The organism is Sphingomonas glacialis (assembly GCF_006439055.1).
In the GTDB taxonomy this organism is placed as follows: Bacteria; Pseudomonadota; Alphaproteobacteria; order Sphingomonadales; family Sphingomonadaceae; genus Sphingomonas; species Sphingomonas glacialis_A.
Genome location: NZ_RCZC01000004.1, coordinates 346,554 through 364,467 on the forward strand (window position 1 = coordinate 346,554; position 17,914 = coordinate 364,467).

The following is a 17,914-nucleotide window of genomic DNA, read 5'->3' on the forward strand; positions in this document are numbered from 1 at the left end:
GAACGGGTGTTTGGACGGGCCCGGACACGACCGGCTCCCCGTCTTTCTCTTTGGCGACGCGCATCGCTCTAACTGAGTTTGGCTCGGGCGACGGCATCGTCGCGACAAACCTTTCCAGACTCCTCGCAACAAGCTGCTCGGCAGCAGAGGGCGACGCTGACAGTTCAGTAATCGAGCGAGTGTATGGAAATCGGGAAGTCGGCGACGCCGTAAGGCGATCCATCGGGGTGATGATGGTGGACGATGTCGCGCAGCTTGCGACCGATTGCGTCGTCTTCCCGCGCGAAGCCCATCATGCGCACGAACGCGGCGTTGCACAGTGTCGAGACGCCGTCGGTGTCGACCGCATAAAAGCCCTCGATCATGGAATCGCGGTCGAGACGGATATTCCGCTGGCTGCCGCGCAGCGCCGCTGTCGCCAACTTCTGCTCGGAGCGATCGCGAAGCACGTTCACAAAGCCGATGGCTTCCCCTCCATCATCGCGGAGCACTGTCAACTGTCAGTGGGCCAAGGAGCGCTCTCCGTTGTTGCGGACATGCTAGCCCTCGTCGTTGCCCACGCCAGTCGACAGTGCCGCGCGCATTTCGATTTCAGGCCAAGCGATCGCCGTGTCTTCGTCCGTGAAGATGCGGGCGACGGGCTGGCGGGCATCTCGTCCTCATCCACTCGAGGATCAGCCGTGCCCCCTCGTTACAGGCGATCACCCTGCCCTGCCCGTCGGTCGCGATGATCGCAAAGTCAGTCGCGTAGTCTTTGATCCAGCGATGATGGGCATTGGTCGCCAACGCACATCCGGGACCTCGAAAGGGACGGTCATTCACGTGGATCAACTGGAATGTGTCGTCGCGCCAGCTTTCGATGAGCACGGCGCGCCGTCCGCGGTCAAAATTGCCTAATGTGCGTTAAACTGGCGCAGACGAGGGCAGAAGAGCGGCCCCTCCCCCGCCCCGACTACCGGGTTTTGCCAGCCAACTCTCGCTCGTAGAGCAGTAGGGTCGCATCCGCCACGACGTCTGCAAGCACGCGTTTGCGCGTCGGATCGGCGTCACGAAGCGCGTAGAGCCGCGCAGCGGTCTCTGGATCTACCCGCACATTGATAGCGATGTTGCGATTACCTGACGCCCGCGGAGGACGCTGGAATGCCCCAGGCTGCGGCGCTTCCAATGGGATCGGTGCCGCTGCCGCGGGGACGCTCGGACGGGATGGAAAGCCCGCTCCGTCGCTGATTTCCCGCAGCCTGGCCGGATCCTTGCTCGGCGGCGTCTCATCGAACTCGGATAGATCGAGCCTAGTCCTGGTCATGCGGCTTCCCTCATGGCGCGAGCCTTACGTAGCCTGGCAATCACCGCTGCCGCAAAAGTCTCGGCGTTCTCAAGCGCTGCTTTCATATTCCCGACACCCTTGTCGTTGATCGTCCGCAGCGTGCCCCCCGCAGCGAACATCGCACGATAGGCTTCGCGATTGTAGATCATGACAGGAAGGACGGGAATTTCGGCATCGTTGAATTGCTCCGCGATATCCTTCTGATTGTTCGAGCGCAGCGCGGGTGGAATTTGGCTGAACAGGATAGCGTAATCAATCTCGGTTCTCGTTCCCCGCGCCGTTTGTTTGACGAGTTTGATAGCGCGAGCAGCTTGGGTGGCATCCAGATGTGACCCCTTGCAGGGGATTATCACGAGATCGCTCTGTGCGATTGCGAACGTGACTGTCGCGGTTGCAGCACCCTCAAGGTCGACGAGCGTAAAGCGTGCCTCGGACGCACCCCTCTCGATCTCGTCGATGATCGCGTTTTCATCACGGCACCCAACGACGGTGATGGCCTCAGGCCGTCCCGGCAGCAAAGCCCATTCAACCAAAGGCAGGTTTGGGTCGGCATCAATAAGACGAACGGTGCCCCCCGCGTCGGCAAGCTCTCCCGCGAGCAACAACGTCGCGGTGGTCTTCCCCACCCCACCTTTCGGCGACACGAAGCTGATAACTGGCATATTGCTCCCCGCTCGCGACCGGATTTCTACCACGTAGCAACGTACGGCCAGACGGCGTGCATATCACAACATTTGAGCGAGTGGCTAGCTAGATTGTTGCGACCATTTTGCTTTTCGATAGCGAGTAGGTTGCCACTTGGTCGCTCTTCAGCCGCTGGCTGGTTGCGTACGCGTCGCTAGTGCCTCGCTCTGTGCGAGCTAATAGATCGCGATTGCGTCGCTTGAAGATCGCTATTTTATCGCCATTTACTCGCAACCTACGTCCTGCCTTATCGCTTTTTTGTCGCTTCATAGTCGCTGCTTGCTCGCTATGCGTTCGCGATGTGGTGGCGAGCGGATTGCTACGCGGTTGGTAGCAGGTTGCTATTGATTGTCCTCAGCTCATTCTTGTCGGCCGTCGCAGCACGTCCAATCATGCCGAAACCCGCCCGAAATAACTAAAACATTGGACAAACATCCGAAGCAGTCTTCCGCATCCGTGGGTCGCTATCAGCTCGCTACAAAGTTGCTGTCGAGCTACGATTCAATTGCGTCCGGATTGCTCCCGGGTTGCAACATGGTTGCTATCGCGTTGCAACCGCTCGTACGATTAAGACACGTTCCTTATGAAACGCTTAGTGACAAGGTTTCTGACGCCCTCGGTTTAAAGGTCGATCTCGTCAATCGGAGCTTGTCCGTACGGGCGAAAGCCAGCGCGGCCAACGATCACATGAGCTCTAAAAAAGAACGGGACGGCAAAACCGCCTTCTCGAATATCATTCCTTCCAGCAAAGCTTAAACTTGCGAGCCTGCTTCCGGGCCTTCCGAGGTGCTGGCACCGGCAAACCGTGTGGCGTGATCACAGCCCGGGTATTTGCGAGTTCAGCGTCCCATGCCTGGGTACGTGCCTTGTGAGTGAAATATGAACCTCCGTCTGTTCGCTGAGACGGATACCGGTCGAAGTTCGCGCGGCGTCGGAGACAGAGACCGTCGGGCAGCCACGAAGCGGGGCAGGGGGGTGCCGATTTTGCCGGGGCTCAAGCGCGGCGTAGAGCAGCGCAGCCAACTTCACCGCATAATTGGGGGCACCGGGCATCCTTGACGCCAGCACCGCCCGGTCTTCATTATGAGGTCTTTAACGGCGGAGCCTTTCCGTCGGTGGTAGGGCAGGGGACACCACCACACAGCGCAAAACCTTGTGCCCGCGCATCATCAAGGCAATTTGACGGTCCGCGATGCAAGAATGGCGTCTGTCAGTTCGTCACTGTCGATCTCTCCAGCGATGTAGCGCTCGTTAAACCGCTCGATCTCGTGGGCGAGAATACCGCCTTCGTAGCGGACGTTGCCACGAGCGAACTCGACCTCACCACAACGGCGTGCTCGCTAGCTTGCGCTGATCCGGTTCATTGTTTCGACGGTCATAAGCCGATCCTTTGGGCAGGTGATTAAAGGCTCCGACGCCAGTGCGTAGGGGCAGGGCAGGTCATCGTTCGTCGACGAGCGTAATGGCGAGGACGCGGATGGTCTAAAACGGATCGGAGGAGTCCTCGGAGCCGATGCTAAGTCTTGGTTATAGTGTTCGATTTTCCAATAGCAGGGGATGTCTGCGAACTCGAACTTGCCCATGTCACGCTCGCCATGCGGATTGATCGCATAATCGAAGGCGACGAAGTCGCGCACTTCCCGGAGCATCTGCGCGCGGTTGCGCCATCCCCGGAACAGGCTGACGTCGCCCAGCAGTTCGGCGATCCCACGGGTCATAACAACCCGGTTGTTGCCGGGAGCGGTGATGTGTTCGCGTAACCAGTCGTTGAGCCGCGTGGTCTCCCTTACGCCACGCTTGGAGCGGTCTGAATGCCGCGTTTGCTCGGGCATGATGATGTCCTCGTCCTGCCCCCCCCAATCGGGGTCGTTCGACAGCGGAAAGGACGGCCGGGGCATAGTTCGCGTAAGCCCACCCTAGGGTCGAAACGAAGTGGAGAAGCCCGCTTGCGGGATTGGGCGGGCGGACGCCCCGGCGAGGCCTCAAGAGCCTGAACACTCACGAATTGGCCACAGCGGGAGAACTGTCTTACCGAGGCTCACGCTGGACGGCCACGGCGATTGAGGCGTATCGTTCCCCTATCCGAACCGCTGCCAACATTGTCAGTTCGTGGTCCCGCTGGATGGAGAACGCCGGCGAGATGCTGCGCATCAACGCTTTGGTGCGGACGCATTTCTGCGGCTGTGGGACGTTGATGCGGGCCGATCTGGACGACATCGTTGCACGGCATGGCTCCGCTTATTCACTCGTCGACAAGCCGGAACGATGCCGGATGGTCGAGTGAGAACGTCTTGTCGCCGAGTGTGGCGACGATCCCCGGCGATTGTCCGATGGGCATGTTGTAATTCCCCTTCACGGACTTCTCCCAAGCAGCGAGCGCGAAGGCGCCTGACAGAACCAGCCATGGTCGCTTCATGCTCGTCTCCCTATGCAGCTTGCGGGAACAGACGGGCTAAATAGCCTTGCGCGGCGCGGGGAGGGGGCCCGCCAAGGGTGAACACGTGCGAAGAGGCCCGGAGCTGTAGCTCCGGGCCGTCCATGCCTCGATTTAGAAGGGTACGTCGTCGTCATCGAGACCTCCGTGCTCCTGCGTGTCGCTCTGCTGCTGGCGACCCCGGCTGAGGAAGGTCACTTCATCGGCAATGATTTCGACGCCGTAGCGCTCGGTGTTTTCGGTGTCCGTCCAGCGGGTGTAGTGGATGCGGCCCCGGACCATGACCTTCTGGCCCTTGTCGACGCACTGGGCGACGGTCTTGCCGACGCCGTTGAAGCAGGTGATGCGGTGCCATTCGGTGTCCTCGACCCGGCGACCGCTATCGTTCCTGAGGATCTTGCCTTCGCTGTCGCGCTTGGGGCGCGAGGTGGCGAGGCTGAACTGGGTGATCTTGGTGCCGCCCTGGGTGGTGCGGACTTCGGGCGCTGCGCCGACATTGCCGGCGAGGATGACGAGGTTCTGCATTTCGAGGTTCCTTCTTTTGTTCGCCGGGGGTCCGTCCCCTCGACTGAACACCAAAAAAGACGGCCAGGGCGCCCTCTCCACCGGAGCGCGAAGATGCGGAGGGGAACCCCGATCAGAGGGATGGTGCGGGCAGCCGCGTAAGCGGCAACTCGGCCCGAATAATCGCGGGTTGGAGGGGGCGGACGGCCGGATTAGGTCGTTCAGGAAAGAGAGGGGATGTGACCCCATTGGCGGGCAACCGACAGAGAACCGTATGCAGGACCAGCTTGTCGCATCGATTTGCCGGCGATGTCGGTGTTTCGACCCTTCACCACGGGCGGCGTGATACCCCGGCTGCCGTCGCCTTGCGGCGGCCGCGTGCGGGCAACCTCACCGGTATGGTCGTGGCGTGGACCTTGGCTCAGCCTTCCCTCTATAAACGCGCGCGCCGTGCCCCCTGGCGATATTGCCCCCGCGCATTGCACCCAAGGTGCGCGGTCTGCGCGGCTAAGCCGAAGCTCGACGACCGGGAGAGCGTTATGAGATAGCGTATATACCTCACCTCGCTGGCTGCCAGCGCGATCATCGCCTTGCCGAGCGAGTGCCAACGTCGATCGCTCAGCGACTCCGGGCGGCATCTGTAAACTCAAGCTCGGCATCTATGTCGCTGACAGGTCGAGCTGCGCACAGCCCTTCAACACGGCGATCCGGCAATATGATGGACATGGCATCAGCATGGCGCATACCCGGGATTGTCAGGCCAAGATCCTGTCGCGCAAGGGCGGTGCCTTCTCCGTAAGCCAATCTTGTCTCGACGCCGGCACCGGACCCGCGAAACGCTTCACCGAGCGGCAGATCATCCGCATTCGCGATGCTTTGACCTTCGATCAACAGAACGGCCGCGCGAAGACCGGATATCGCTATTGCCCGATCTATGAGCTGCCGACGGACCTGCGAAGGCCGTGCGATGAGAGGCGCCAGAAGGATTACTTTGATCGCCGCGGGCAGCCGCGCGCTTGCCGGCTGCGCTGTCACGCTGACCGAGCGGCCGACCCAGTCCGCGAGCACAAACACGATCGCGGTGTCGCGCGGCTCGCGCTTCGACTTTGCCCCGTCTAGACACCTAGCGTCACACCCGCAGGCGCGGCGACGTTCGACGGTACACGCCATACCGCCATTTTCGGTTCGCACACGCGCGAAACCGGGGCAAGAGGGGTATACTAGGGTTGCCCGAGATCTTGCGCCCTTTGGCCCGGCCGCGGGAAAGACACAGGAGACCGCCTGCGAAACGCGAATCTCTGATCAGCAGCATTTTACAGTAACCTGGACGTCACCGGATGGAACGGTCACTACTCTTAATCAGGATAGGGGTTGCCGGTACGCCAGAAATGATACGCTCAATCAGTTGCTCGATGCGATGCCGCCCCAGCTGGGAGCCGATGGTTGGGCGGCGCAGCTCACGCGCTCGGGTACCTCGCGCGGCTGATCGGGCGCGGTCTTGATTCAAGGCCGCAGCGGTCTGATCGTTGGCTTATGCGCCCCAATCCGGCCCCTCCGGATCGGGAAAGAAGGCGTCCGGATCAATCACTGAACGCGTGGCGCGGAGCGGTCGTGGCGCGACGGCAATCGGCGGCGCGGGAACCGGCGGGGGCAGGGTTGGCGCGCCGCCGCCGAACCGGACGCGCAGATAGGCGGTATTGCCGTGCAGCGCCTGGAAGACCGCTACATGCTCCTCGACCTGCATCCGCTTGCCGATCCACGGCGCTCGCTCGCCACTGAGATGGCCGACCTGGATGCCGCGCATCGTGAACACCGCGATCGCGTCTTCATCATGCGTGTTGTTGGGCTCGAAACGTAGTTCGACCGGCTCTCCCGGCGGCGTCAGCAATAGCTCCATGCGACGATTGCTCTTCGTCTTGTCGTCATTGGGATAATCGATCCCAACAATCGCGAGAGTCAGCTCCTCCATGAACGGCAATCTAGGGTTCTGCTGGGACTTAGGGAAGGGCGGTGGGTGTCACCAGGGGGGTCGGTGCCACCTGCACGGTCAGGCGCCGAGGTCGGGGAGGGCGGCCGGACCGGTCATGCTGCTTCACAAATCTGTTGCTCCGGTTCGTCCGAGGCGGCGAGTCCGGTCGCGCGGAGCAGATAGCCTGCCGCGGCTTCTGCCTTCGCCGCGGCGGTCATGATCGCGCAGCTGTCCATGCGAAGCACCATCAACCACGAACCGATATAGGCCGCGTGGTTGTGCATATAGGACGTGGGAAGACTGAGATCCGCACCGAGCAGCGCTGAGGTCATCTCGACGCAAAGCTCCTCGAACGCATAGGCGTCGTCGCCGAACCGCTTGCCGGCCGCGAGCGCATCGAAGACAGGAGAGGGCCAGCTTGGCGAGGCGCACACGCTGCTCGACAAAACGGGTGGTGCCGCCCTGGCGCTTGGCAACCTTTTCGGCGGTCATGCCCTTCTGAATCAGGACGTTGAACGCGGTGCACTCGTCGGCCGGATTCATCGGCACGCGCTGGAAGTTTTCGGCGAGGGTCGCCTCGATCGCGTTTTTGTCGTCGCTGAGCACGAGGACCGGGATCGTGTGGTCAGCGGGGAGGGTGCCCTGCTCGATCAGGAGTTGGAGCGCGCGAAAGTAACGACCGCCTGCCTTCACGGTGGACGTACCCGCCTTCTTGAGCGGGTCGAAAATCAGGGTCTGCAACAGCCCCTGGGCTGCAATACTCGCGGCAAGCGTGTCGATCTCTGCGTCACGGTTGGATTTGCGGACATTGTCCTTCAACAGCGACAGGCTTTTGACCTTCACGGGCCGAATCATTGATTATGATCCGCCTGGGATAAGCGCGCCGCTGTCCCGCGGTCACGCAAGCCTGCTCCTCGAGCTCACAAAGCCTAAGGCTCCCTCTCCTCCCGTTATGGGCGATCTACAAAATCCCTTCCGATGCTGATTTAAACTGAGAAACGAGCAGAACAAATCCGACAATGAAGCGTTCTAGGGTGTTCGTGACAGGGAGAGCTTTATGAAAATCGTTGTTCTTGGAAGTATCGCGCTCACGCTGGGGTTGTCAGCCGCGGCTAACGCGCAGTCCGTTTCATCCGCTCAGTTCGTTGCCAAGGCAGGTGCGAGCGACAAGTTCGAAATCGAGGCAGCAAAACTCGAAACTACCTCCTCCAATCCCGGTGTCGCGAATTTCGCGAAGCAGATGATCACCGATCATACGAAGAGCACGCAGATGGTAAAGCAAGCCGCGATTGCAGATAAGCTGATACCAAAGCCGCCAATGCTTTCTGCGAAGCAGACGAAAGATCTCGTCGCTTTGCGTGCCGTCAGTGGTACGTCACGCGATACGCTTTATATATCGCAACAAAAGGTAGCGCATGCTGAAGCACTAACCCTGATGCAGACTTACGCATCGAACGGAACGGCGACGAACTTGACGAAAACTGCCGAAGAGATCGTCCCTGTCGTGCAGATGCACAAGGACATGATCGACAAGATGTAAAGACAAGTGCCGGGCGATCCCGACGGGACAGCCCGGCACGTTCCGTCGGTATCGTTAACCAGAGATGTGGTCGATCATAGCCGCGGCGGTCGCCACGGGAATAAACATCCGCGTCTTGTGCTGGATGATATCGGTGAAGCACCCGGCCGCTCGAAACGCTCCCAACTAGGCAGCGCTGCAGCCGGTACGCGCCGAACGCCGTGGTCTTGTCACTGCCGATGACATGCTTTGCGGTCTCGGCACCCGATACCGCGATGGTCGCAGCAATATCGAAGGCGTCTGCGAGTGCGGTGACGAGCGGGGCAGGGGCCCTTCGGCCAACGAAGGACTGACCGTCATCGGTGTTCAAGCGCCAGACCTGATCGTGATCGTCGGATAGGCGGTCCCAGCCCTGGAGGAGCAGATCGGATCGATCTCGTTGAGGACCAGCCGCGCACCGGCGCGAGGCGAGAACGCCGCGAGCGGGTCCGTGCCGGCGGACGGCTCGAGAACCAGATCCGTCACCGCGATCCTGCCAGCGAGCGTAGCCAGATAGGCAGTGGGGCAGGGGTCGAGAATTGCTGCAGCTCGATTTGCTATTGGCTGCGCACCGTGTGGGTCGGCAGGCTGGTGACCAACCCGGTCAGCGCGGCAAGGCAATCGCTCGACGCAGAGGGGAGGGCGGCCCACGCCAGATACATGACCTTGGCGAGTTCAAGCATGTCGTAAGCGTCGCGAAGCGACCAGCGGCCGTCGCCCAGGGGAGCGCCATAGGCTTGCTCCATGACCCACAGCAGCGTGTCGCGCTGGAGCGATCCTTGTCCAGCAATGATGTCGACGACGGCTTTGGCGGCCGTGATCGAGGGTTCGGTGAAGTCTAGTTCGAGAGTTGCGGCTGAAGTGCGCATCGAGGGCTTCCGGTTTTATCGCCCGGTACTCATCACCGGATCAACAAGCCGAAGGCTCCCTCTCCTCTAAATTCGATACGACCGATCGAAAGCAGCAAAAGGTGTCATTAGGTCAGACGTTTACCACAAGGTCGCCCCCGAGGGAGCCGTAGGACAAACGCGTGTGTCAGATCTCCGAAGTCAAGCGACCAACATGACCCGGGGGTTTGCAGCGCGGTCTTTCGGTCGCATCACCACGACCGTCTCGGGCTTGCCGACCTTACGGCCCAATTTGTCCCGGGCAGGGGTCTTGGGTACGACCTCGCGCACCTCGATCGAATAAGCCGGCATCTTATCCTCGAGAGCGATCTTCTTGAGCTGAGACTTCAGAGTTCGCAGCGGCGAGGTCGAACCGATTTTGGCTCCCAAAATCTCCAAGGGCATCTCATATTCTTCTTCGCGGCAGTAGCAGTGCGCCAGTTCGTATAAGCGACGCTCAATGGAACCCAGCCGGAAGTAATCGTTATGGTAATCATAAATCCGGCGGTCGCGCGAGACGGCGCGGACGAGCCAGTCGCAGAGTTGAACGCGCACTGGCATGAGTTGCTCGATCCCGCTGGCCGTCTCGCGGGTAGACGCCTGCGCTTCAGCGAACCAGGAGAAAAAGCCTCTCGTACCGATCGTACCAGTTTTGATGTTGGTTCGAATTTGCGTGCCCTGCAGCCGCCCGAGCGCTTCGATGAAACGCTCGTAATCGCGCGACGACGGCCGAGCGACGCCGGTCGCACGAAAAAAGTCATGGGCATTGAACGTAAAGACGTTCTGAACATCTCCCGTTCTGCCGAGATGTTGCACCATGAGAGACAGCACGTAGATGAGGATTTCTTTATCCCACATCGTCGCAATGCCGCTCGAACTCGGCTTGATCTCGATTTTGACGCCGTCCATCTCGTAGGTCATCGCCTCCATTTGAGGCCGCTTCGCCAGCGAGAACAGCGGGAAGTCCATGATGCTTTGTTCGCCCCGAACTTTGCCGTGCAGCGGGCTGTCCAGATAATCGAACAGCTTTCCCTGGGTGAGGGCGACGTCTCGCGAATCCATATGAGCTCCCACCAGCGTGTTCAGGCAGCAGGTATATAGCGGATCCAGTTCTATTCCGCAGTCGGATTAGCGACCGCGTTACCGATAGCACGAGGATTTGGAGCGATTTCACCCGCAAGTCGGAGTGCATTCCCACTTGGCCCCCGCACCATCTCCGGACCGTTCCTTCCGACTCGTGCTATCGGTAACGCCGTGCGGGCAGACTGAATACCCACTCTTCAGTTCGGCTCTCAAGATGCTGTAATAAATTAATAATAGTCACAGGGGTGCCGTTCCGCGGGTCACCAGACGCGCAATCATGCTTCCGATCGGCGTCGCTTCCGTGCCATCGGACAAGCCACGCATCGCGATAACATAGCTGGCGTCCTTCAAGCCATGGAGCGTCCTCCCCAGGTTCAATTCGCCCTTTTCAGCCTTGCTGCTCATACCTCGGAGATACGCCCCAGGTCGCTGAACTTCCCCTCGACGATATTTCTGAATCGTCGCGATCACCGAGGCTGCCGCGCCCCGCGGCCCCATCACGCGGCAGGCCTCTTTGAACGCGTGGTTGCTGATCCCCGACTGGCCCGCAAGGCGTTCCGCCGTGGCGACCATCTCGCCCCAGGACCCATCTCGGTAGGGGAGATTCGAACAGAGTTCCGGCGCGATGGCCCTGATGAATGCGGGATCGACACCGTGCTTCGCCAGATCCTCCTCGATCGGAGTTTGAGAAGGACTGCGGTCGGCGTCCTCCTTTTCACTACTCAATTCCGCCAAGCTTCTACTGCTATCTGCTTTAGCAGATCGGAGGTGGTTTGTAGTTGTAGAGTGAGTGTCCTCAGCGTCATGCCAGCATGAACTATCTTCATAAACAGGGCACGTGTCGCTATCGACGATCTCAGCTGTGACGGCCTCGGCGAGACGCCGAGCTCGCTCTTCAAGCTGGTCCACACACGCCGACAGAAGGGCCTCGTCTCGCACACTTCGCATCTGGTCGGTCGCCATCAGCGCCAGCGCCACGTCATCGTCGGCCCTCAGATGGTGTAGGTCCGCGTCGAAGGCCGTCTGGGCGAGCGCCCGAATCTTCCGGCGGGCGGCCGCGAGGCGTTTCCGTAGAACCGTCAATGCCGCGTCCTCGGCTGCGCCCCTCGCGGCGCGAGCGATGAATTCCCGGAATCTGGTGCCGACCGGAGCGAGAACGATGCCGTAGGCCCAAGTAATGAAGCCATCCGCGCCGCGGCGCCCACCACGATGGCCGTTCGGACTATCGATGAATCCAATCAGGCCGAACGCCTGAGCCTGTTTGAGAAGTTTTTGGACCTGCCGAACTGTCACACCCAGCTTTTGTGCGAGCAGGTCATTTGACGGCCAAACTACCGGGATCCTGCCACCTTGCCAATCCTGCGGCTTCGTCCAGGCGAACAAAAGGTCGATAACCGAGACTACGCGCAGCGGAACGTCCATGTAGGGAGCAGCACGCTTGAGTGCCGCCAGCGCATGCGAAGGGGCCAGGCCGGTCTCGAGGCCACGAAAGGCGTCGATCAGCTTGGTTGCCTTAGCCGTATGCTCGTCAAAGCGTCGTAACCCCCTGCCGGGGCTATGGACAGCAGCCATCGTTCGGTTCTCCCTGGGGGGAGCCCGTGCAGACAAAGCAACACCGTGGCGCCGAGTGCGGCGCTTTGGGGTAGCAATTTGATGGGGCGCCAGCTAAGTGAGGGTTCTCACATCCGCCCTAGCAGGCGTCCCGAAAAGCCCGGCCTAGCGCCGGTTTTTCATGTCGGCACGGCGTCCCCTTTGATCGTTGTGACACCCGCCCGATTGGGCGGCGGCGATCCGGCATTGAGCCGCTCCGCAGGATCGATTGTTAAGGACCGCTGGCCATGGGGTCGTCGCCCGCGAATCGTGCTATCGGTAACGGCGCGGTAGATAATCACGTGCTATCGGTAACGAAGCGTCGAGACGCGCTCGTGCTATCAGTAACGCCGTGGTGAGCGGGGCACGTGCTATCGGTAACGGCGTCGCCTTCGTCACGTGCTATCGATAACGGCGTGTGAATCGGCCGATTCGCGAGCTTGCGACGACATCGCTCGGACAATGACGCTGCCAGTCAGTTGATGGCGGTCACGACGATGGCGCTGCGGACCTTTTTCCGACACGTTCGTCCGAGCAGCGGCCGGGTTCAGGATCGTGAGGGACCGTGCAGGTCTTCCGACCTGACCAAGTGTTCATAGCGGCACGTGTCGAGCGCATCCTTGTAGACGAGCGCAACGAAAAATCTGGATCCCTCCAGTCGATTATCAGTCTGATCTATACCCCTGGATGCGGAACTCAGCGATCTGTAGATCGAGCCACTGCTCCGCGGCATCGAGGAGGGGAGGGAGGGTGCTTACAATCAAACGACGCCCATCCTCGGGATCGGTTTTCCTAATCAGGTAACCGAGCGCCTCGAGCGCCTCGATATGCCGCAAGGCGGTTGTGGTCGAGCCGCCGCTCAAATCGCACAATCGGGACACTGCGATATGGCGCCGTTCGCGGGCGGCAACGTATAATTCCAGTACCATATCCCAGCTTGGATCACTGAAGCGTACGCCGCGGAAGCACGCTTTTCGGCGACGGTGTCCTGCCAACACTGCCCGTGCGGCAGCCAGGCGATCCCGTGACAGGTCTTCGGGCAATTTTGGCATCGACAACAACGTGTCTTCGATCGCCTTGCGGGGGAGCCGTACGACGTAGTCGATCAGCTCGTCTCGTTGAGTTTCTGCACCCATAATCGTCTCAATCCATTTCGGATGTAAGGCTCGGCGTCCCGCGGCAGGCGGAAAGTCTCAAGCGCAAGAGCGCCAAGCGCAAGTTAGGCGTAGAGTCCGAGCCCCGTGTGATGGGGAAATAGCGATACCTGCGGGAGCAGGCACCGAAGATGCTCATGCAAGGGTGGGAAACTGCGACGCCCGCAGGCGTAGGGCAGAGGCGAAATGTTTGTCGGCATCGCCGTGCAAAATCAAGCAACGGGGACGCTGGTCGTCGAACCGATCGATCCCGAATTCGCCATCAGCAATTGGCAAATTCCATCTCAGCAGATCACCGAATACACCGCTTCGTGGGGCAAACGTTCCGCGCAACGCCCTATCGTCTCTGGTAGTCAGCGCTGAAGCATGCAGTGCGAGCATAAACGACCTCCAAGAGTGTAGAGGCCCTCAAATTCACCATTGGCTCGGTCGGCGATATACCAAGAAATGGGGTGGCTCAGGATTTCAGGATATCCGAGAAGCTGATCGAGCCATAAAATAATACCCTGCACCGCAGGGCCGGAACGGATAGGAGGAGCTGCGCGCTGCGCAGCGTGCGACCCGCCGCGGCGGGACTGCAGGGCAGCGACGCCCAGCTCCGCCTTTTCGAGAGCCGGAGGCCAGCGTCATCGCTCGGGCGATGTCCGCAACACCGCAGCGCGCGGCGCTGCTCAGCTCCCTCGGAGCTGCACAAGTACGCACTCTCGAATCCGGTCGCCCGGTCCGGCGGCGTGCGCGCGGGCCTGTGGGCCAGCCGCCGCCGGACCCTCCGGCCGGATCGAGTGTGCCACGCGGAAGCAAAGACGCTGCGACCCCTGGCGGCTTCGCAGAAGTCCGCCAGTGCGCGCTCAATTGATCCCCGCGTTCCGCTTCACGCGGACATGCGCGCTTCGCGTCCGGTGGCTGCCATCAGAACGAACTGAGACGCGTAAGCGGCTCGGCGACGCTAATGTGCCGTAGAGCAAGGCCGCACGGCAGCGCGGGACGCAAACGATGACTTCACTTAAGAGCTGCCTAGCCTCGAGCAAGTCCCTGCGCGCCATGGTACAAGGGCGGCAATCCGTCTCTTGATCCTTCAGAATACGCGCATTTGGCCCGATGCAGGTGATGAAATCGAGCACTTCAAGGTCCCGCAACGCCTTTCACGATCGCGCCTGGCGTTCACGTCGGCATCGCTTACCTTACCAGAAATACGGAAGATGGGAGAGGAAGGGCTGAAGGACCCGCGCCGAGAAACGGGATACCGAGTACCGCATCTTCAACCATCATGGCTCCGACGGCCAAGGGCCAACGCCATCGCTCTGAAGGTAAGAATCCAGTACTCATGGCAACCTGATCCCCTTTAAAGGTTTATCCGATATGCATTGTTTAGTATGATTTCTTAGATGGTTGTCGAATCGTTCGATGCCGATATAGCAGAGCTGACCTGACACTCAGCCGCTGTGCCGATCGTGAGGAATCGGTCCGCAGTCGGCACAGATGGACGCGGCGCAGTCCCGGCAGGTTGAGACCGCCCCTGCTCGCGATTACACATTCGATGCCGAGACTTGCGATAGCCGATGGGTTTGTGCAGCACGCCCGGAGCGCTGAGACCCTCGATCAACTGCACTGCAGCTTGATCCAATGCTGCGCCGATATGAACCTACGGTATTTTGCCCTCCTCCATCATGTGGATTTTGCTCGAGCTGGCGCTGAAGTCGTTCGCCTGCACAATTATCCAGCTTCGTGGCAGGGTTGGTTCGATGAAAACAGACTTGGAACATCTGATCCCGTTCTCCGCGCAAGCCATTCCGCGAGTATAGGGTTTCCGTGGTCCGCTGTCCCTCGCATGATCAAGCTCACCGCCGCTGATCAAAGTGTTCTTTCCCAGGCAAGAATCGTCGGAATCGGCGACGGCTTTACCGTACCCGTGCACGTCCCAGGCGAAATCAACGGCTCCTGTTCGTTTGCGGTCCCAGTCGGCGAGGAATTCCCCACCTCGCTCTACCCCATTGCGCAGCTTATCGGCGGCTTCGCCTTCGAGGCGGCCAGGAGGATTTCCCACCGTCGGGGTATGTGGACGGTTGGCCGGCCGACTCTGACCGATCGCCAAATTGACTGCGTCCTCTGGGCGGCGCGGGGCAAGACCGATCTCGAGATCTCCATTATCTTGGGGATCAGTCATGAGACCGTGATCCAGCACCTCAAAATGGCGCGCGAACGTTATGGCGTGCAGAAGCGGGCGATGCTCGCGGTCAGGGCTTTGTTTGATGGCCTGATCAGCTTTTCGGACATCCTTAAATTCTAACCTATCCCCAGAACTTGGTATATCGGCGGACGAGCCAATGATGAATTTGAGTGTCTCCACAGTCCCGGAGGTCGCTCATGGTCGCACTGCTCACTTCAACGCTGGCTACCGGCGAGGATGCGGCGCTGCGTGCAATGTTTGCCGCGCGAAAGAGCGTGTTCGTGGATTTGTTAAAATGGAATTTGCCGATTGCTGATGGCAAGTTCGAGATCGACCAGTTCGACGACCAACACGCGCGGTATTTGATACTGCTGAGCGATGCGGGCAATCATCTCGCCTCTGCCCGCCTCCTGCCGACCAACCGCCCACACATCCTTAGCACGCTTTTCCCCGAACTTTGCGAAGGCGCCGTTCCTAGCGATGCTGCGAGCTTCGAAATCACGCGCTTCTGTATCGATCGCTCGCTGCAGGCCGAGCAGCGGCGAAAGGTGCGTCACCAGCTCGTCACCGCGATAGTCGAGCACGCCCTTTCGGATGGAATTCGGCGCTACACGGCCGTCACCGACATGGCTTTCCTGCAGCAGGTCCTGAGCTTCGGATGGGAATGCAGGCCACTTGGTCTGCCCGTCGCCAACAAGACCGGAATGATCGGCGCGCTCGAGATCGGGATCGATGCCGTTACGCCGACGCATCTGGCCCGGACCGGCATGTGGTCGCCGGTCCCAGCAATCGGCTCTCTCTCCAGACGCGTTGCCGCGTGAAAGGATACATAATGTTCACAACCGATACCAAGACCGCCGCCTCGCTCCAAGGCTTTGAGGCCGCTTCGGCGGCGCTACACGGCGAAGGCTGGTGCCTATTACCCGGTCTGATGCCGAACTTGCATGTTGAAGCCCTGGCGAACGACTTGAACCCGATTTTCGACGCCACGCCGTTTTGCCAGGGCGACTTTTACGGCAACAAGACGAAGCGCTTCGGAAGCCTCTTGCGACGTTCCGCGCATGCGGCGACCTTCGTCCAACACCCGCTGATCCTGGCTTTGGTGCAGGAAGCGCTCGGCGCATATTGCGACACGATTCAGCTCAACCTCGCTCAGGCGATCGAGCTCTATCCGAGCGCGCCAGTTCAGTTTCCCCACCGGGATCAAGACATGTGGCAGGGCGCCAAAGGCGAGGTCGAATATCTTGTAAACGTGATGTGGCCTCTCACACCCTTCACGCGATCGAACGGCGGCACGATCATCTATCCTGAATCACATGGTTCGGCAGCTCTCGTGGAAAAGGACCCAGCGGGTTCATTGGTCGCAGCGTGCGACCCCGGGTCCGCCATAGTGTTCCTCGGGTCGACCTTGCACGGAGCCGGTTCGAACCGGACAGAGACGACGCGGCGAGCGATCGTGGTGAGCTATTGCCTAGGCTGGCTGAAGCCTTACGAGAATCAGTGGCTGGCATACCCGCCCGCCATCGCTCGGTCATTCCCACCCGACCTCGCCGCCTTGGTTGGGTATACGCAGCATCGCCCCAATCTCGGCAATTACGAAGGCGTTTCGCCCGCGATTTTGCTCCAGGATCAGGTTCCAGAGCATATCGCGGCAATCGATGCGCTCCGGCCCGAGCATATCGAGATCGTCGCGGCACACCGCCGTTCCCAAAAGATTGAAGGGCGGCCATGAGTCCCGTCAACGCGATGGAGCGCAGTTACAGCCCGATAAAGGAAATGCTTCGTCGCGGCGTTTTCAAGCCCGGCGCACGTCTGGAAGCGAACCGCTTGGCGAACGAACTAGGCGTCAGCATGACCCCTGTTCGCGACGTCCTCCATCAACTTGCAGGGGAGCGATTGGTCGAGGCCAGAATTGGCAACGGATTTCACGTGCCGCGCCTCTCGGAAGGCGCTCTGCGAGACCTTTACGAGTGGAACGCAGCCCTGATGACGTCCGCCACGCGGAGCATCGATATCGAAGTCTTGCGAGCCTTTGAAAGCCCGGACATTCCGGCCTCAGATCGCTTCGCTGCCTTTGTCGCGCATATCGCCGCATCGACATCGAATAGCGAGATCGGGATAGCACTCTGCAACGCGAGCGATCGGCTTCATCCGTTTCGGGTTGTGGAAGCTGAGATATTTGCCGACGTGGATGACGAACTTGCTTCGCTTCTAATCCACGGGAAGGAAAATGCCGATGCGATCCGTCGGTTTCACGTACGTCGCATCCGCGTATCTGCAGAGCTTTTGCGTCTACGCGAGCGTCCCAGAATATAAGTCAAATATAGCCCTATTATAATATTCTTATAATGCACGGCCCGGATCACTCTGACTTCGCCGCAATGATGCGGCTCAGGAGATATGACATGGACCGTGATACCAACGACGACGTCCTCAACCTCATCGATCTCGGGATCGCCAGCGTCGAAACCCAGGGAATCGGATTCGGCGGCCAGGACCGCGTCGGCCAGTTGAATACCGCGATGCTCAGCGACGACGACTGACACGTGCTGCCGGCGCG

The 17,914-nt window shown here is 60.2% G+C and carries 22 protein-coding genes and 1 pseudogene; 9 read left to right on the forward strand and 14 right to left on the reverse strand.

Features of this window, described 5'->3' with window-relative positions; translation table 11 throughout:
• Window positions 1–164 precede the first annotated feature (164 nt).
• On the reverse strand, window positions 165–455 hold the full coding sequence (locus EAH76_RS16150; RefSeq protein ID WP_140851289.1) for a PAS domain-containing protein: 291 nt from the start codon (window positions 453–455) through the stop codon (window positions 165–167).
• A gap of 844 nt (window positions 456–1,299) precedes the next feature.
• Window positions 1,300–1,986 (reverse strand): ParA family protein, encoded by a 687-nt coding sequence (locus EAH76_RS16155; protein WP_140851290.1) that lies wholly within the window; start codon window positions 1,984–1,986, stop codon window positions 1,300–1,302.
• Window positions 1,987–2,431: 445 nt separating this feature from the next.
• Here EAH76_RS16155 and EAH76_RS16160 point away from each other — a divergent pair, with 445 nt between their 5' ends.
• Window positions 2,432–2,764 (forward strand): hypothetical protein, encoded by a 333-nt coding sequence (locus tag EAH76_RS16160; protein ID WP_140851291.1) that lies wholly within the window; start codon window positions 2,432–2,434, stop codon window positions 2,762–2,764.
• 413 nt (window positions 2,765–3,177) lie between these two features.
• Here EAH76_RS16160 and EAH76_RS24530 read toward each other — a convergent pair whose 3' ends face one another.
• From EAH76_RS24530 to EAH76_RS16175, 4 genes are all read right to left on the reverse strand, one after another.
• Complete coding sequence (locus EAH76_RS24530; RefSeq protein ID WP_347233110.1) at window positions 3,178–3,288, reverse strand: hypothetical protein; 111 nt, start codon at window positions 3,286–3,288, stop codon at window positions 3,178–3,180.
• Between the two features lie 60 nt (window positions 3,289–3,348).
• Window positions 3,349–3,840, reverse strand: coding sequence for a DUF3768 domain-containing protein (locus EAH76_RS16170; protein WP_347233109.1), 492 nt, complete (start codon window positions 3,838–3,840; stop codon window positions 3,349–3,351).
• A gap of 410 nt (window positions 3,841–4,250) precedes the next feature.
• A complete protein-coding gene (locus EAH76_RS23985; protein ID WP_161989067.1) occupies window positions 4,251–4,424 on the reverse strand; it encodes a hypothetical protein in 174 nt (57 codons plus the stop codon).
• A gap of 132 nt (window positions 4,425–4,556) precedes the next feature.
• Window positions 4,557–4,967, reverse strand: coding sequence for a single-stranded DNA-binding protein (locus EAH76_RS16175; protein ID WP_140851292.1), 411 nt, complete (start codon window positions 4,965–4,967; stop codon window positions 4,557–4,559).
• 714 nt (window positions 4,968–5,681) lie between these two features.
• Between EAH76_RS16175 and EAH76_RS16180 the strand changes: the two genes are divergently transcribed.
• The gene (locus EAH76_RS16180; protein ID WP_140851293.1) at window positions 5,682–6,065 is read left to right on the forward strand and encodes a hypothetical protein; all 384 of its coding nucleotides are present in this window, start codon (window positions 5,682–5,684) and stop codon (window positions 6,063–6,065) included.
• Between the two features lie 412 nt (window positions 6,066–6,477).
• Here EAH76_RS16180 and EAH76_RS16185 read toward each other — a convergent pair whose 3' ends face one another.
• From EAH76_RS16185 to EAH76_RS24535, 3 genes and pseudogenes are all read right to left on the reverse strand, one after another.
• The gene (locus tag EAH76_RS16185) at window positions 6,478–6,915 is read right to left on the reverse strand and encodes an HIRAN domain-containing protein (RefSeq protein ID WP_140851348.1); all 438 of its coding nucleotides are present in this window, start codon (window positions 6,913–6,915) and stop codon (window positions 6,478–6,480) included.
• Window positions 6,916–7,028: 113 nt separating this feature from the next.
• Window positions 7,029–7,247 carry a zincin-like metallopeptidase domain-containing protein gene (locus tag EAH76_RS24255; RefSeq protein WP_241659738.1) on the reverse strand — a complete coding sequence of 73 codons (219 nt, stop codon included), beginning with the start codon at window positions 7,245–7,247 and terminating at the stop codon, window positions 7,029–7,031.
• Between the two features lie 286 nt (window positions 7,248–7,533).
• Window positions 7,534–7,770, reverse strand: a pseudogene (locus EAH76_RS24535) (ParB/Srx family N-terminal domain-containing protein); the annotation flags it as partial.
• A gap of 202 nt (window positions 7,771–7,972) precedes the next feature.
• Here EAH76_RS24535 and EAH76_RS16195 point away from each other — a divergent pair.
• Window positions 7,973–8,455 carry a DUF4142 domain-containing protein gene (locus EAH76_RS16195; protein ID WP_140851294.1) on the forward strand — a complete coding sequence of 161 codons (483 nt, stop codon included), beginning with the start codon at window positions 7,973–7,975 and terminating at the stop codon, window positions 8,453–8,455.
• Between the two features lie 345 nt (window positions 8,456–8,800).
• On the opposite strand, the gene EAH76_RS24540 is transcribed toward EAH76_RS16195, so the two are convergent.
• The 5 genes from EAH76_RS24540 to EAH76_RS16215 all read right to left on the reverse strand — a co-directional run bounded on the left by EAH76_RS24540 (window position 8,801) and on the right by EAH76_RS16215 (window position 13,169).
• Window positions 8,801–8,959, reverse strand: coding sequence for a hypothetical protein (locus EAH76_RS24540; RefSeq protein ID WP_241659739.1), 159 nt, complete (start codon window positions 8,957–8,959; stop codon window positions 8,801–8,803).
• A gap of 71 nt (window positions 8,960–9,030) precedes the next feature.
• Window positions 9,031–9,342, reverse strand: a complete 312-nt coding sequence (locus EAH76_RS24545; protein WP_241659740.1) for a hypothetical protein — start codon at window positions 9,340–9,342, stop codon at window positions 9,031–9,033.
• A 180-nt stretch (window positions 9,343–9,522) separates the two neighbouring features.
• Window positions 9,523–10,422 carry a replication initiator protein A gene (locus EAH76_RS16205; RefSeq protein WP_140851295.1) on the reverse strand — a complete coding sequence of 300 codons (900 nt, stop codon included), beginning with the start codon at window positions 10,420–10,422 and terminating at the stop codon, window positions 9,523–9,525.
• Between the two features lie 258 nt (window positions 10,423–10,680).
• Window positions 10,681–12,015 carry a plasmid replication protein RepC gene (repC, locus tag EAH76_RS16210; RefSeq protein ID WP_140851296.1) on the reverse strand — a complete coding sequence of 445 codons (1,335 nt, stop codon included), beginning with the start codon at window positions 12,013–12,015 and terminating at the stop codon, window positions 10,681–10,683.
• Window positions 12,016–12,698: 683 nt separating this feature from the next.
• Complete coding sequence (locus EAH76_RS16215; RefSeq protein ID WP_140851297.1) at window positions 12,699–13,169, reverse strand: winged helix DNA-binding protein; 471 nt, start codon at window positions 13,167–13,169, stop codon at window positions 12,699–12,701.
• Between the two features lie 204 nt (window positions 13,170–13,373).
• On the opposite strand from EAH76_RS16215, the gene EAH76_RS24550 reads away from it, so the two are divergent.
• From EAH76_RS24550 to EAH76_RS16250, 6 genes are all read left to right on the forward strand, one after another.
• On the forward strand, window positions 13,374–13,550 hold the full coding sequence (locus tag EAH76_RS24550) for a hypothetical protein (protein WP_241659741.1): 177 nt from the start codon (window positions 13,374–13,376) through the stop codon (window positions 13,548–13,550).
• Window positions 13,551–14,724: 1,174 nt separating this feature from the next.
• Window positions 14,725–15,474 carry a LuxR family transcriptional regulator gene (locus EAH76_RS16230; protein WP_140851299.1) on the forward strand — a complete coding sequence of 250 codons (750 nt, stop codon included), beginning with the start codon at window positions 14,725–14,727 and terminating at the stop codon, window positions 15,472–15,474.
• A gap of 77 nt (window positions 15,475–15,551) precedes the next feature.
• Complete coding sequence (locus EAH76_RS16235; RefSeq protein ID WP_140851300.1) at window positions 15,552–16,175, forward strand: acyl-homoserine-lactone synthase; 624 nt, start codon at window positions 15,552–15,554, stop codon at window positions 16,173–16,175.
• Between the two features lie 11 nt (window positions 16,176–16,186).
• The gene (locus tag EAH76_RS16240; protein ID WP_140851301.1) at window positions 16,187–17,086 is read left to right on the forward strand and encodes a phytanoyl-CoA dioxygenase family protein; all 900 of its coding nucleotides are present in this window, start codon (window positions 16,187–16,189) and stop codon (window positions 17,084–17,086) included.
• Entirely contained in the window at window positions 17,083–17,670 is a 588-nt protein-coding gene (locus EAH76_RS16245) for a GntR family transcriptional regulator (RefSeq protein ID WP_140851302.1), read from the forward strand. Before EAH76_RS16240 ends, EAH76_RS16245 begins: the two co-directional genes overlap by 4 nt.
• 89 nt (window positions 17,671–17,759) lie before the next feature.
• Window positions 17,760–17,897 (forward strand): benenodin family lasso peptide, encoded by a 138-nt coding sequence (locus EAH76_RS16250; RefSeq protein ID WP_140851303.1) that lies wholly within the window; start codon window positions 17,760–17,762, stop codon window positions 17,895–17,897.
• Window positions 17,898–17,914 lie beyond the last annotated feature (17 nt).